The sequence below is a fragment of the Empedobacter sp. GD03865 genome (assembly GCF_029840775.1).
Taxonomy (GTDB): domain Bacteria; phylum Bacteroidota; class Bacteroidia; order Flavobacteriales; family Weeksellaceae; genus Empedobacter; species Empedobacter falsenii_B.
On record NZ_JAOCDF010000003.1, the window covers coordinates 78,540 to 94,016 of the forward strand.

A 15,477-nucleotide genomic window follows, 5' to 3' on the forward strand; every position below is an offset into this window, starting at 1 on the left:
AAATCGTATTTTTGACGTTATCACTATATGTGTGTAACTAAATAAACATCAAAATGATAACACAATTAAGAGGTAAATTAATCGAGATTTATCCAACAAATGCTGTAATAGATTGTAATGGGGTCGGATATTGGGTCAATATTTCATTGAATACATATTCTACTTTAGAACACGAAGAATTGGTTACAATTTTTACACATTTGATTGTTCGCGAAGATGCGCATATACTTTATGGATTTGCAACAAAATTAGAACGAGAAATTTTTCAGAAATTAATTAGTGTTAACGGTGTTGGTCCAGCTTCTGGAATGATGATTATTTCTACACTTTCTTCCAAAGAAATTGCAACTGCAATCGCTCAAGAAGATGCCAGATTATTGCAAAGTGTAAAAGGAATTGGAGCTAAAACAGCGCAAAGAATCATCATTGACTTGAAAGATAAATTGGATCAAAATTTAATATTAGATGTTAATTCTACTTCGGTTAAAAATAAATCTAAGAATGAAGCGTTATCTGCTTTAGAAGTTTTAGGAATTCCTAAAAAATCTGCAGAGAAAATCATGGACAAAATCCTACAAGATCAGCCAGATGCAGACGTGGAATTCTTAGTAAAAGAAACCTTGAAGAAAATTTAATGAAGATTCATAACGAACCAAAAACTATTCGTAAAGGCTCTACTATAGCGGCTTTGTGTTTCCTTTTTGCAATGGGAACTATGAGCGATGTTATGGCTCAGGAAAGTGATACGCTTAAGTTTCCTATCCGAGATCAAAAAGGTGGATTGTTTTTAGATAATCAAATAAAATACGATGTACAATATGATGCGATAAAGCGTCAGTATATTTTATATCCTCAAATTGGAACAAGTTTAGTTTCCGAACCTATCTATTTGACACGTCAAGAATACCTGACTTTGGTTCAGAATCAAGACATGAAAAATTATTTCCGTACAAAATCTCAAACCAACGATCAATTTTATCGTGAAGAACGTTTTGGAGATAAGGAAGGAAAAAAAGAAGGAAGTATTTTACCAAGTTTTAAGGTGAAATCTAAAGCTTTCGAAACTATTTTTGGTGGATCAGAAATTTCATTGATTCCGCAAGGTTATGCAAATTTAGAATTGGGTGTTTTCTTGCAAAAGATAGATAATCCAATGTTGTTGCCACAAAACCGTCAAACGCTTACAATGGATCTTAATCAACGTATGCAATTGAGTATTTTGGGTAAAGTCGGAGAAAATCTTCAGATGAAAGTGAATTATGACACGCAAGCTGGTTTTGGCTTCGAAAATCAAATGAAACTTCAGTGGAGAAAGGCTTTGGGGAATAAATTGGATCCATTTGGAGGAGAAGATGATATCCTACAAAATATAGAGGTTGGTAATATTTCGATGCCGCTTAGTACTTCGTTGATTACAGGTGCACAGTCACTTTTTGGAGTTAGAACAGATCTTAAATTCGGTCGTACAAATGTATCGGCTGTCTTTTCAGAACAACGTTCGGAATCTAAAAATATTGTGGTTCAAGGTGGTGGTGTGATGACTGATTTTAAAGTCGCTGCCGAAAAATATGAATACAATAGACACTTTTTCTTAGGTCAATTTTTTAGAAATAGTTACGATAGAGCGTTAGCAAATTATCCTGCAGTTAACAGTAATATCAATATCAGTAATATTGAGGTTTGGAAAGTTGATAAATCTGGAGGGAATCAACAGAATAGACGTTCTATTATCGCTTTGCGAGATATTGCAGAAGGTGATACAGCGCCTCAAAATAGTAGTAATGCCTTATTTAATGAGATTAATTCTCAAGGTTTTACTAAGATTAGTGATGCAAGAAGTTATTTGAACGGATATTCTTTCAATGGAGAACAATTTCAGGATGGAGAAAACTTTATCGTCAACGAAAATGTTCGTAAACTTGATGCTTCCGAATTCACTTTCTATCCAAAATTAGGATACATTTCCTTGAATACGCCTTTGGTTGATGGTGAAGATTTGTTAGCGGTTTCGTTTCAGTATTCGTTAAGCTCTGATCCGACAAAATTATACAAAGTTGGACAAATGTCGAGTGAGACAGATAAACCAATTATCGCGAAATTAATCAAACCAAATTCTGCAGTTAATGTGGCTTCGCCAATGTGGGATTTGATGATGAAAAATATTTATTCGCTAAATGCTTATGGTGTTTCGAGTGAAGATTTCTTGATGAATATTAATTTCAAAGATAATGGTGAACAATCTTCTGGAAAATTAAATTACTTACCAAATTCTGCTGTTTCAGAACAATCGTTAATTCAAGTTCTGAACATGGATAGATTAAATTCGAACGGACAATTACAACAAAATCCTGACGGAAGTAAAGGTGATGGTTTATTTGATTTTCAACCAGGGTTAACAATTGATACAGAAAGAGGAAATATTATTTTCACTTCTGTTGAACCTTTTGGTAAATATTTGAGCAATAAATTAAAAGGTCAAAATGAAGAATATGTTTTTAATCAAATTTATCGTCAATTACCAAATACACTTTCTGGCGAAAAATTAGCTAATCGTTATACGTTAGAAGGTCGTTACAAAGGAACGGTGACAGATGGTATTCCGTTGGGCGCTTTCAATGTGCCGCAAGGTTCTGTTAAAGTAACTTCTGGTGGAGCAACGTTGACGGAAGGCGTAGATTATACGGTAGATTATCAGTTGGGGCGTGTAAAAATCATTAATGAACAATTGAAAAATTCTGGAGCACCAATTAATGTTTCTTTAGAAAATCAATCTACATTTAATTTACAGAAAAAACGTTTCATGGGAATTAATGTCGAGCATAAATTTAGTGATAAGTTTATGTTAGGCGGAACTTTAATTAATTACCAAGAACGTCCAGTTACGCAAAAAACACAATTTGGTTCAGAACCTGTGAATAACACAATTGTTGGACTTAATACACAATATAACTCAGAAGCTGAGTGGTTAACTCGTTTAACAAATAAAATTCCGGGAATCAAAACGGACCAAATGTCGAACATTAGCGTTCAGGCAGAGGCAGCTTATTTGATGCCAGGAATGAACAAAGTGACAGGAGGTTATTCTTATATAGACGATTTCGAAGATGCACAATCGCGCATTAGTTTATTAGATGTTGGTTCATGGAAATTTGGATCAACACCAGGAAAACCTGCTGGATATTCTGCTTCTGGTTACCACCCGTTCTTCCCAAATGGAATGAAAAATGACGATTTATCATTCAACAATGGTCGTCGTATGTTATCATGGTATTCTATTGATCCGCGTTTTTATGGAATGGGAGGAAGTTCGCCTTTAACAGATCAACAAATGTCAACACACATGGCACGTCGCATTAAGTTAAAAGAGCTTTTTGATCAACGTGATGTAATGGCTGGTACAAATTCATACATCAGCACATTAGATATGACATTCTATCCGCAAGAACGTGGACCTTATAATGTTAATCCAAATGCAGTAGATACGAAAAACTGGGGAGCAATTATGCGTCCTATTTCAGTTTCTAACTTCAAAGATTCGAATGTGGAATACATCGAGTTTTGGATGATGGATCCTTATGCAGATGGAAAAGGTGGAGAAGGAGAGCTATTGGTACATTTAGGAAATGTTTCGGAAGATGTCTTAAAAGACGGCGAAATGATGTACGAAAATGGATTGCCTCATTCTGGAAATGGTGCGGCGACTGTTGCTTCTAAATGGGGATTAACACCTCAGTTAAATCCAATTTTATATGCTTTTGATACGGAAGGAGCTGCCCGAAAACAACAAGATTTGGGTTATAATGGATTAACAGATGAGGAAGAAGCGCAACGTTATGGAATTACGAGTAATAATTTAGTGACAGGAGAATTAGATCCTGCAAATGATAATTATTTATTCTTCTTAGATGATCGCTTTAGAGGTGCATCAATCGGGAATACGGTTCAAGATCGTTACCGTTATTTCAGAAATCCGCAAGGAAACAATTCAACTGATAATCCTTTACATGCATCATCTTTAACGCCAGATACAGAAGATATTAATGGCGATTTCAATTTAGATCAGACAGAAAACTATAATCAGTATACGTTAAAAATTAACCGTCAAACGTTAGAAGATCCAAACAATAAATTTATTGTTGCAAGAAAAACGGTTCAGGGAGAATTTCCAGACAAAACGAAACATGATGTAAAATGGTATCAAGTTCGTATTCCTGTTGATAACTTTGATTTAGATCTTGACGGAGATGGAGTAGAAGAGTTAAACAATGATGCGTCTATTGCACAAGCAGAAAGTGTGTTAACAGCTGCTCGTTTTATGCGTATGGTGATGCGAGGTTTCGAGGAAGAAACAACTCTACGTTTTGGTACTTTTGATTTAGTTCGTTCTGAATGGCGTCGTTATACAAAAAACATTTATCCTTATATCATTAGTAATCAAGAAGGTTATGAGGAGGATAAAAATATTGATGATTTAGAAATTGGTGAGGTAAGTATCGAACGAAATGGTACAGATCGTCCTCGTTATATGATTCCTCCTGGAGTTTATCGTGAACAAACACAAGGAACAACGGGATATCAATCTCAGAACGAAGCTTCGATGACATTGAAAGCGAAGTTTAAACCAGGAAGTACTTCAAAAGCTATTTTTAAGAATACAAATTTAGATTTGCGTCGATACAAAAAGTTGCAAATGTTTGTATCTGCTCAAAACTTATTAGATAGAGCGTCAAATGCGATTGATAATGGTACAAAATTATTTATTCGTGTAGGTAGTGATTATACAGATAATTACTATGAATATGAAATGCCGTTGAAATATACGCCACAAAGTTCTGCAACAGAAAGCACAGTTTGGCCAGATGAAAACTTTATCGATCTGAATACAGATTTGTTTACAGATGCTAAAAAACAAAGGGATGCTGATGGTTTCAGTACATTGCAACGTTTCAATTTTGCTTTTGATCAAGAGAATCCAAACAAAACGGTTTATGTAAAAGGTCGTCCAACATTGGGTAATGTCTCTTCGATTATGATTGGGGTTCGTAACACTTCTGGACCGTCTGATAAAGAAGTTTTACTTTGGGTAAATGAACTTCGTTTAAGCGAAATTGATAACCAAGGTGGTTATGCAGCTTCAGCAAATGTGCAGTTCAATTTAGGTGATTTTGCGAATGTACAAGTTTCTGGAAGCACAAGTTCTGTAGGTTTTGGTGCGATAGATCAAGGTCCTGCAAATCGTAATCAGGACGAATCATTACAATATGCGTTGAATGCACAAGTAAAATTAGACAAATTCTTACCAAAGAAATGGGGAATGGAAATTCCGTTCGATTTTACAATTCAGGAAAGTTTTGTCGATCCAAAATATAATCCATTAGACAATGATATTATTTTTGATGAAGCGCCTAATAAAGCTGAATTAGAAAAAGTTGTTCGTACTTATACACAGTTTAAAAGTTTTGCTTTTAATAACATTCGAAAAGTTAGATCAACAAATAACAACAACCCTGTTCGTTTTTACGATCCTTCTAACTTTTCAGTTTCGATGATGTATTCGGATAATTATTACCGTGATATTTATACGCAATATAACATCAACCAACAATTAAGAGCGTCGATTAATTATAATTACGGATTTAGAGGAAAATCGTACGAGCCTTTCAAAAAATGGCGTGCGGTTCAACCAAAAGAGGAATTAGGAAAATATTTACAATTTATTCGTGAATTTAATGTGAATCCTTTGCCAACACGTTTCTCTTTCCGTACAGAGATTGTGCGTACCTACAGTGAAAGACAATATCGAGATATCAGTCAATATTTAGGTGGAGGAAGCTCATCGAGTTTAATTAGTCCTACATATAGTAACAATTTCTTGTTCAATTGGCAATATAATTTAGGTTTTGATTTGACAAAATCGTTGCGTTTAGATTTAACATCTTCGACAATGACGTTGAATGATGGAACAACTTTCCAGCGTGCAGATCAAGATATGATTTGGCAAAATATGTTCACAATTGGACGTCCAGTTCAGTATGATCAACAATTTCAGGTGAATTATAAATTACCTTTAAAATTCTTCCCATATTTAAATTGGATGAATGTTGAAGCTGGATTTACTTCGAATTATAACTGGATTGCAACTTCTACAGCTTACAGAAATTTTGAGACAGAAGTTACAAATCCTGATGGTTCTACATCAACACGAATTGCGAATTTAGGTAGAGGTACAGCTCAAAACTCGAATTCGATCAACTTGATGGGAGATTTAGATTTTGCAAAATTTTATCCAGAATTTAAAGGATATAAACGTTACGATTCGATCTTAAAAGGTCGTCGTGCAGAAATAGATTCGTTGAATACAGTTTACACAACTTTATTCTCTAAAAAACGTCGTACAAATAAGAAATCAGCATACAAATTCAAACATAAATTTACAGCAAAAGATTATGGTTGGATGGTTTTATCATCGTTAAAACGTGCTAATTTTACGTATAATCAGACAAATGGAGCTGTAATTCCAGGATTATTGTATGAGCCAGGTTTCTTTGGTGTTGATGGTAAAAATGGACCAACTTTAGGTTTTGTTTATGGAACGCAATTCGATATCAAACGACAATTAGTCGAAAGAGGATTGATTGTTGGTGATGAATTGATGACAGATGCATATCAAATTACAAAAGGTTCTGATTTTAATGGAACTGCTTTAATTGAGCCTATTCCAGATTTACGAATTGATTTGAGTGCAAAACGTACAAAAGATCGTCGTATTTATCATTCAGGATTTAATTTAGCAGTCGAAAATCCTTACATTGATGAATTAGCAAATCTTAATATTTCGACCGTAAATATCAAAACAGCTTTCAAAGATGGAGATGCAATTTTTGAGCAATTCCTAACAAATACTAAAACTATTTCTGGACGTTTAGCACAAAAAAGAGGTAGCGGAAATGTAGATGGACTTGGTTATTACGAAGGATTTAATGCAAGAAGTTCTGATGTACTTTTACCAGCATTTTTAGCGGCGGTGCAAGGAAAAGATGCAGGTTCGTCTAAATTAGGATACAATCGTTCTATTCCGGTTCCGAACTGGCGCGTAACGTACACAGGATTGAAATCTGTTCCAATTATCAATAAATATTTTGATAATGTTGAGGTTTCGAGTTCATATAATTCGACATATACAACAACTGGTATTCAGTCCAATCCAAACTTTATGTTAGATACAGGAATTATGGGTGGTGGACAAGTGACTGGTAAAGATGAAAACGGAAACTTCTATACGCAGAATTTATATGGAGCGGTTACGATGATCGAATCATTTTCACCATTATTGGGAGTGGATTTAACATTCCGTAACAGTATGCAATTACGTGCGCAATATAACAGAGATCGTTTATTATCATTAAGTACAACAAATTATACGTATACAGAAGATTATGGATCTGAATATATTATTGGATTTGGGTATATTTTCAAAGATTTCAAAATGAAAATTCGTTACCAAGGAAATCAGAAAACAATCAAAGGTGACTTAAATATTCGTGGAGATTTCTCATTAAGAGATAATCAAACAACAATTCGAAAAGTAATTTATAACTTTGATGACGTACAAAATCCAAACGTACCAACAAGTATTTATGGAGATTCGCAAATTACAGGTGGACAGCGAATTATGACGTTTAAGATAACGGCAGATTATAACGTAAGTAAGAATTTGAACTTGAGATTCTATTGGGATCAGATGATGAGTAAATATAAAATTTCAACAGCTTTTCCAATTTCTCAAATTCGTGCCGGATTTAGTGCTACCTTTACATTCGGAAATTAAAAAAACAATAAAACAAACATTATGAGCATTCCAAACAATTTAAAGTACAGTAAAGATCACGAGTGGATTTCTGTAGAAGGAGACTTTGCAACAATCGGTATTACAGCTTTCGCACAAGGAGAGTTAGGAGATATTGTTTATGTTGACGTAGAAACAGAAGGAGAAACTTTAGGTCAAGAAGAAGTATTTGGAACAGTAGAAGCAGTAAAAACAGTTTCTGACTTATTTATGCCAATTAGCGGTGAAGTTGTAGAATTTAACACTGAATTAGAAGGTGAGCCAGAATTAATCAATACTGATCCTTACGGAAAAGGGTGGATTATCAAAGTAAAAATTGAAGATGCTTCTCAATTAGATGCTTTATTAGACGCAGCTGCTTACGGAGAATTAATTGGTGCATAAGACAAAAAAAATAATATTCTTTGCATATGTAGCGTTGGTGTTTTATCTGACGCTACTTCCACAAGAAAATTTCTCTAAATTAAGTACAATCGAAGAATTAGGAATCTTTTTTAAGATTGATAATTTTGATAAAATAGTACATTGTGGAATGTTTGGGATGATGACGATTTTGTTATTTGTCGCATACAAATTAACAAACCTACGCTTGATGATAATTCCGTTTTTGGTAAGTTTCCTCATCGAAATTTTACAAGGCGTTTTAACTTCACTTCATCGTAGTTTTGATTTTGTTGATTTAATGGCAAACCTATCGGGAATCACCCTTGCTTACATTACAATAACCTATTATTTACAACATAAAAAAACTCAGTAGAAATACTGAGTTTTTTGTTTTTCTTATCTTTTTGACTTATTCAAGTGTAAACTAAGAAAATGTCATTCCGACGTTAGGAGGAATCTTCGATTCTTCATTCTACTAACGTTTTATTCAGAATGACATTTATACGTAAGTCATATTGAACTCGTTTCAACATCACATCAAAATAAAAAAAAGCAACCTTTCGCTTGCTTTTATATTGAAAAAATTAATTGTGCTTACCGCTTAGTTCATCAACTCCTCAGGAATATCACATATCGGAATTGGAACCATTTTATGTTGGTTAATACGATTTAATCTGGAATAAATCTCGAAAACTTCTTTTTCTCTTCCTTCAAATTCATCTGCAGTTTTTCCAGCTTCTTTCGCTTTCATCGCCCATTCCAATTCATCGTAATTTGCTCCTAATTGATCTTCATCTGAACGATCATCGCCAAACAAACCATCGGTTGGTTTTGCTTTTTGAATATCTGTATTAATGCCTAAAAACTCAGCAATTTTATACACTTCCGATTTCATCAAATCAGCAATTGGACTAAGATCTACACCGCCATCACCATATTTTGTATAAAAACCAACGCCAAAATCTTCGACTTTATTTCCAGTTCCTGCAACCAAATAATTGTGTAAACCAGCAAAATAATAAAGCGTTGTCATACGCAAACGAGAACGTGTGTTGGCCAACGCTAAATTCACTTTATCCGTCGTTTCCGTTTCTGGTAAAGCCGAAACCATTGCGTCAAAAGTTGAGGTTAAATCAACTTCTATCGAATCGATTGGCGACGAAAACTTATTTTTTAACCATTCAATATGACGTTTTGCTCTATCCGCTTGATTTTTTTCTTGATGAATTGGCATTTCCAAATTAAGCAAAGGATAACCTGTCATTGCACAAAGCGTTGAGGTTACAGCCGAATCAATTCCGCCCGAAATTCCAATCACAAAGCCTTTTTGGTGCGCTGTTTCCAAATAATCTTTCAACCAAGAAACAATATATTCTACAACTTTTTCAGTTTGCATAGTTTAATAATTTATTTCAAAGATAGCAGATTATGAAAAAAATTAGGGTTGAAAATACTACAGATTATTTTACTATTTTTGTTAGCTAAATAACCAAGCAATGAAATTTGTATATGGCTTAGCTTTTGCGAGTTTAATTTTATTTACTGCGTGCAAAAAAGAAAAATCGTGGGAAGTGGATGTCAAAGAACAAAATGTTCAGTTGAATATTCATGATATCAGCCAAGATTTTTTTAACGATTCGATTCCTTTAGCGGCTTTACGAAAAGATTATCCTTTCTTTTTTGATGCAAAAACTGCGGATGACGTATGGGAAAGTCAACGTCGTAATAAAGAAGAGTTGAGTATTTATGGACAATCTCGAAAGGTTTTTGGAGATTTTAAAAACTTAAATGAATCGTTAACTCCGATGTTTCAACGTTACCAATTTTATTTTCCAGAATATAAAATTCCGACGGTTTATACCTATTCATCAGGTTTGCAAAATATAGATTATCCTGTGATGTTTAGTCAGCAATCTGGCTTGATGTTTATTGCGATGGATGCGTATTTGGGGTCAAAGAATAAATTATATGATAGCATTGGCGTAGAACGTTATTTACGCACAAATTTAGATCTTAATCGTTTGCCTTCTCAAGCTGTTGATGCGATTGCGAATGATGTGGTAACATTTAGCCCAAGAAATCAATTATTTATTGATAAAATGATTTATGAAGGGAAGAAATTGATTTTGCAAGATGCATTGTTAACAGATACGCCGGACGAATATAAAGTTGGTTACACGCCAGAACAAATTCAGTGGTGTATTGAGAACGAAGGTCAAATTTGGAACTTTTTTGTGGAGCAAAATTATGTATTCAGTTCAGATGCTTCTTTGGATAAACGCTTTTTAGCAATTAGTCCATTTTCTAAATTTAATAATGAAATTGAGCAAGATTCTCCAGGAAGAATTGCGGCTTGGATTGGTTTGCAAATTATTCGTCAATACATGAAAGAGAATCCGAAGGTAGAATTGAAAGCTTTGTTAGATGATATGGATGGTCAAAAAATATTCAAAGATTCTAAATATAAGCCAGCTTTAGAAAGTAATAATTCAACAAATTATACAACAAAAACAATTGATGGTAAAGTTTACCATTTTGTGAAATAAACTAATAATTAGAAGTTATGAGAACAACAAATATTACAGTAGAGATTGAATTGGACGAAAATCACGTGCCAGAAAAAATGACTTGGAATGCACCAGACGGTGGAATTAGTCACGAAGAAACAAAAGCAATGTTACTTTCTGTTTGGGATGATAAAGCAAAAGAGGCTTTGCGCATCGATTTGTGGACAAAAGAAATGACACAAGATGATATGAAACGTTTCTTTCATCAAATTTTAATTTCGATGTCTAGTTCTTACGAAAGAGCAACAGAGGAAAAAGAAGTTGCAGAAAGAATCGCTGCTTTTGCAGAAGAATTTGCAATTGCTTCAAAAATTAAAGGTTAATTTACTGACCAAATAAAACTTTAAGTCGAATTTCGTAACATTTTGGTTAGAAATTCGACTTATTTTATATCTTTAATTTTCTGACAAGAATAGTCTATGAAACAATTATTTTTTACTTTACTATTTATTACTTCTCTTCCTTCGTTTGCCCAAGAAGGATGGACAATTGAAAAATGTATTGAATATGCTTCGAAAAATAATTTGACTGTTCAGCAGAATACCATCAACCAAGAAATTTTTAATAAAAATTTAGAGTTAACCTACAATGCATGGTTGCCAACGGTTTCGGGTTATGTAGATACTAATTTTACAATCGGAACGTATAATCCAACAATAGAAAAGGGATATTATCAATTTGCGCATTCATTTGGTGTACAATCTAGCATTAATATTTATAGTGGTGGAGTTGTTCAATTGAATAAAGACAAAGCTGCTTTGGAATTGGAAGCGTCGAAAGTGCAAACTGCGATGACGATAAATGATATTTCGTTGCAAGTAGCGAATTATTATTTGGCGGTTTTATTGAACAAAGAATTGAAACAAGTTGCAGTTGGAAATCTAACTATTTCGAAACAATTATTGGATCAAAATCAAAAAAAGTTTAAAGCTGGATCTGTAGCTCAATCTGTTGTTGCTCAATCTGAATCTGAAGTCGCGACAAATACACGTGAAGTGGTAAATGCACAAATCGAAATAGAGCGTGCATTGTTCAATTTAGCGATGTTGTTGCAATTAAATGATTACCGAAATTTTGCTGTAACCGATGTGAAGATTCCAGATAATGTTACGTCTCAATTGTATAATTTGGATGATGTGGTGGAAACGGCTTATCAAAATCAGCCTTCTGTCAAACATGCCGAATTGCAAATTGATGTTGCTGCGAAAGAAACTCAAATCGCGCGAACTTCATTATTTCCAAAAGTGACAGGAAGTTTCAATTTCGGAACGAACTATCTGCAATATTTCAACAAGAGATTACGCCAAGATGCGTTATTAGAGCAATTAGGACATAATGTAACAGGTGTTTTTGGAGTTGGTGTGACTATTCCAATTTGGAATCAATATTCCTATAAAATTAATATTCAGAAAGCATTAATCAACGAGGATTTAGCAAAAGTTGGTCTTTTACAATCGAAACAAGAGGTGTTGAAAAATGTTCAGTCTGCTTATTTCGAAGTAAATAGTTCTTATGCGTCATACGATTCGTCGAAAGAAGCGGTAAAATATGCGAAAATTTCATACGATTTTGCGCAAAAATCTTACAATGCCGGTGTAATTAATCAATATGATTTTAACCGTTCGCGTAATGATATGATGGTTGCAGAATCGCAAATGTTGCAAGCGAAATATAACTATATTTTCAAACAAAAAGTATTAGATTTCTATGCTGGCGTTCCTATTACGTTGGAAGAAAAATAGAGGTTAAATGAAGCTTATGAAAAATATTTTCTTATTGTTCTTTTTTATCATTTTTTCATGTTCAAAAATAGATGAGGTTAAAGATAATACTATTCAGAAAGTAAAAAATAAAGCATCAACTACGACTGAAGTTGTGTGGAAAAAAAGTGTTGATAAACTATTTCAAAATACTACAGCGATTAATTCTATTAAATTAGGAGAAGTTTATGATAAAGGTTTAATATTTGAAATTAAAAATCAAAAAGGGGTTAAAATAGATTTTTTAGGAGGTTTTTATCAATGCTTTTTTAAATATCAATCAGATAAAAATGATTTATTCAAATTTTTAAATGATTTGAAAACAGATAAAGCTGACATTTCGGATAATGAATTAATGAAAACAAATGAAGTTACAATTTTAGAGAAAATAAATTTTATCAAGAGTAAATTTCCTGAAATATATAATAAACTTGATTTTTTTACAGAATTTAATAATATAGGAGAATTAGAATATTATCAAATTGCGAAATATCCTCATTATAATATCCTTATATATGATAAATCAAATAATACTTTTTATCATTTCGTAGAAAATTATCAGGATTAACTCCATTTCTGATAGAAAATCATCTTATCAAACATAAATCATCTAACTTTCGTGATGTATCTTTGCAACATGGCAACAATCTTAAATTTAGAAACTTCAACAAAAAATTGTTCGGTTTCGATTGCTAAAGATGGCGTTCAACTATGTTTGGTTGAAGAAAGTGATGAAAATTATGCACATGGTGAAAAACTGAATCAGTTTGTGGATTGGTGTGTGGAAGGTGCGCAAATAAATTGGAAAGATATCGAGGCGGTTTGTGTTTCAAAAGGTCCAGGTTCTTACACAGGTTTGCGTATTGGCGTTTCGTCTGCCAAAGGTTTTGCGTATGGTTCAGATATTCCATTGATGGCGATTAATTCGTTGCAAATTTTGGCGGAATCACAATTAAATCAAGAGGTCGATTATATCATTCCGATGATTGATGCGAGACGGATGGAAGTCTATACAGCTTTATTCGATAAGCAAGGAAATCAGTTGACAGAAACCGAAGCGAAAGTAATTGACGAAACTTCTTTTGAAGGATTGAAAGGAAAGAAAATTATTTTTGTGGGTGATGGAGCAGAAAAATGTCAAGAAGTTTTAGCACATTTGGATGCTACGTTTATACAAACTTTTCCATCGGCAAAAGATATGATTCGTGTTGCGGAAGAAAAGTTTAATCAAAAATCATTTGAAGATGTTGCGTATTTCGAGCCATATTATTTGAAAGATTTTGTGGCTGGAAAAAAGAAATCTGAATAAAATAAAAAGAGATAATTTATGAAAAATCTTGTGTTGACAATCGCTTCATTATACGGAATGACGGCGGTTATATTAGGCGCTTTCGGAGCTCATGCGTTCAAGAAAATTTTACCAGCCGAAAAATTAGCAAGTTTTGAAGTCGGAGTACGTTATCAAATGTATCACGCAATTGTTTTGTTAGCTGTTGGAATGTATTTTCAATTTAATAACGGATTAGAACGTTCTGCAGCTTGGTGTTTAATTGCCGGAACATTTGTTTTTTCTGTAAGTATCTATTTGTTGTCATTCGCAGAACATTGGAACGCAAATCTTAAATTTTTAGGGCCAATTACGCCACTTGGAGGTCTATTTATGATTATCGGTTGGGGTTTATTGGCTTGGATTTTTATGAAAGGAAAATAATTTTCTTTAAATTTATATAATTACTAATCAGTTATATGAATTTGTGGAATAAACTATTGGTTGGATTATTATTATTACTTGCAATTAGTACAAAAGCGCAAGATAAATTAGTATTGACGACTCCTTTAATCTTTAAATTAGAAGGTTTTAATAGCAACTTTGAATTGAAATTGTTTAACAACCAACAATTCAAATACAAGTCTGTTTTTCTTAGCTGTATTGTAGAGTTAGATAAAAACGGTAAAGAAATCAATAATGCTGATTATGGTTTTGCAGAAGGAACTTATCAAGTAAAGGATAATAAATTAATCTTAACTGTAAAATCGTTAAGCAACTATTATTCGTTGCAAAAAGAATATTATTTTTTGATTCTTGATAAAAAGACTTTTTTGATATCTAACAAGGATCGAAAAAATCTCAAAGAAGCAAGAATGAGAAGACCAAATAAATCTTTTCCGAATTATATTATAGATACAGATAATAGTAGAGAATATACATTTTATAGTACTGATCAAAAAGTAACTATCGAAGGTTACGAAAAAGATAAAATATATCAAATGTTTAAATAAAAAAGACACTTTATAAAGTGTCTTTTTTATTTTTAATCTTTACCATTTATCATTTTCGAAACAATTCCAGAATTTTTATTGACTTCATCGATAATAACTCCAATGAGATGAATGAGAAAGAAGATAGGAAACCAATAAATTGCAGTTTTATGCACTTCTTCCATAGGGTCTTTGTAAGTTCCATTTCCCCACATTAAATAAAATCCTGTCACAATATTAATTAGCATTAACAAATAGAAAATCATATAAATTATTCCCTGAAATTTTTCAGATGTTGAATGACTTTTCAAAGGATTAGGAAATCGGATTCCCTTTACCAGCATATAAACAATTCGGACAGCAAAAAGACCTAAAGCGATATAAGCAAATATTTCGTGCCATTGCCACATTGGTTCTAAAGAACTTCTTCCAATTGTTTTTAAAGTAGCGTCAGAAATGTTTAAACCTTCTTTTGAAACTTCATTGGTAATTAAAGCAGAAAGATTTTTCTTGCTCATCCATTCCATTCTCAAAAAACCAGTTAAGAAAAGCATTATCATCGATATTCCGATTGTCCAATGTAATAATCGATGAGTTAAAGTAAACTTTTTCATAATTTATAGTGATTAAAAAAAACTCTCTAAATTGAGAGGTTTTTGTT

The 15,477-nt window shown here is 33.0% G+C and carries 13 protein-coding genes; 11 read left to right on the forward strand and 2 right to left on the reverse strand.

Annotation, left to right across the window (positions count from 1 at the left end):
• Positions 1–53: 53 nt before the first annotated feature.
• The 4 genes from ruvA to N5D46_RS02080 are packed head-to-tail and all read left to right on the forward strand — an operon-like array spanning position 54 to position 8,603.
• Complete coding sequence (gene ruvA, locus N5D46_RS02065) at positions 54–635, forward strand: Holliday junction branch migration protein RuvA (RefSeq protein WP_219033851.1); 582 nt, start codon at positions 54–56, stop codon at positions 633–635.
• Positions 635–7,828 (forward strand): cell surface protein SprA, encoded by a 7,194-nt coding sequence (gene sprA, locus N5D46_RS02070; RefSeq protein WP_280049049.1) that lies wholly within the window; start codon positions 635–637, stop codon positions 7,826–7,828. The genes ruvA and sprA overlap by 1 nt, the downstream gene beginning before the upstream one ends.
• 21 nt (positions 7,829–7,849) lie before the next feature.
• The gene (gcvH, locus tag N5D46_RS02075) at positions 7,850–8,230 is read left to right on the forward strand and encodes a glycine cleavage system protein GcvH (RefSeq protein ID WP_280049050.1); all 381 of its coding nucleotides are present in this window, start codon (positions 7,850–7,852) and stop codon (positions 8,228–8,230) included.
• Positions 8,223–8,603, forward strand: coding sequence for a VanZ family protein (locus N5D46_RS02080; RefSeq protein WP_280036607.1), 381 nt, complete (start codon positions 8,223–8,225; stop codon positions 8,601–8,603). Before gcvH ends, N5D46_RS02080 begins: the two co-directional genes overlap by 8 nt.
• 228 nt (positions 8,604–8,831) lie before the next feature.
• Here N5D46_RS02080 and nadE read toward each other — a convergent pair whose 3' ends face one another.
• Complete coding sequence (gene nadE, locus N5D46_RS02085; protein ID WP_280049051.1) at positions 8,832–9,626, reverse strand: NAD(+) synthase; 795 nt, start codon at positions 9,624–9,626, stop codon at positions 8,832–8,834.
• Between the two features lie 100 nt (positions 9,627–9,726).
• On the opposite strand from nadE, the gene N5D46_RS02090 reads away from it, so the two are divergent.
• From N5D46_RS02090 to N5D46_RS02120, 7 genes are all read left to right on the forward strand, one after another.
• Positions 9,727–10,776, forward strand: a complete 1,050-nt coding sequence (locus N5D46_RS02090; RefSeq protein WP_280049052.1) for a gliding motility protein, GldB — start codon at positions 9,727–9,729, stop codon at positions 10,774–10,776.
• A gap of 17 nt (positions 10,777–10,793) precedes the next feature.
• Complete coding sequence (gene gldC / locus N5D46_RS02095) at positions 10,794–11,120, forward strand: gliding motility protein GldC (protein ID WP_038335027.1); 327 nt, start codon at positions 10,794–10,796, stop codon at positions 11,118–11,120.
• A 96-nt stretch (positions 11,121–11,216) separates the two neighbouring features.
• Positions 11,217–12,539, forward strand: a complete 1,323-nt coding sequence (locus N5D46_RS02100; protein ID WP_280049053.1) for a TolC family protein — start codon at positions 11,217–11,219, stop codon at positions 12,537–12,539.
• A 16-nt stretch (positions 12,540–12,555) separates the two neighbouring features.
• Entirely contained in the window at positions 12,556–13,125 is a 570-nt protein-coding gene (locus N5D46_RS02105; protein WP_280049054.1) for a hypothetical protein, read from the forward strand.
• A 69-nt stretch (positions 13,126–13,194) separates the two neighbouring features.
• Positions 13,195–13,866, forward strand: a complete 672-nt coding sequence (gene tsaB / locus N5D46_RS02110) for a tRNA (adenosine(37)-N6)-threonylcarbamoyltransferase complex dimerization subunit type 1 TsaB (RefSeq protein ID WP_280049056.1) — start codon at positions 13,195–13,197, stop codon at positions 13,864–13,866.
• An 18-nt stretch (positions 13,867–13,884) separates the two neighbouring features.
• Positions 13,885–14,268 carry a DUF423 domain-containing protein gene (locus N5D46_RS02115; protein WP_280049058.1) on the forward strand — a complete coding sequence of 128 codons (384 nt, stop codon included), beginning with the start codon at positions 13,885–13,887 and terminating at the stop codon, positions 14,266–14,268.
• 35 nt (positions 14,269–14,303) lie between these two features.
• Positions 14,304–14,837: a hypothetical protein gene (locus N5D46_RS02120; protein ID WP_280049059.1), complete on the forward strand. Its 534-nt coding sequence runs from the start codon at positions 14,304–14,306 to the stop codon at positions 14,835–14,837.
• Between the two features lie 32 nt (positions 14,838–14,869).
• Here N5D46_RS02120 and N5D46_RS02125 read toward each other — a convergent pair whose 3' ends face one another.
• Positions 14,870–15,430, reverse strand: coding sequence for a cytochrome b/b6 domain-containing protein (locus tag N5D46_RS02125; protein ID WP_280049060.1), 561 nt, complete (start codon positions 15,428–15,430; stop codon positions 14,870–14,872).
• Positions 15,431–15,477: the final 47 nt, after the last annotated feature.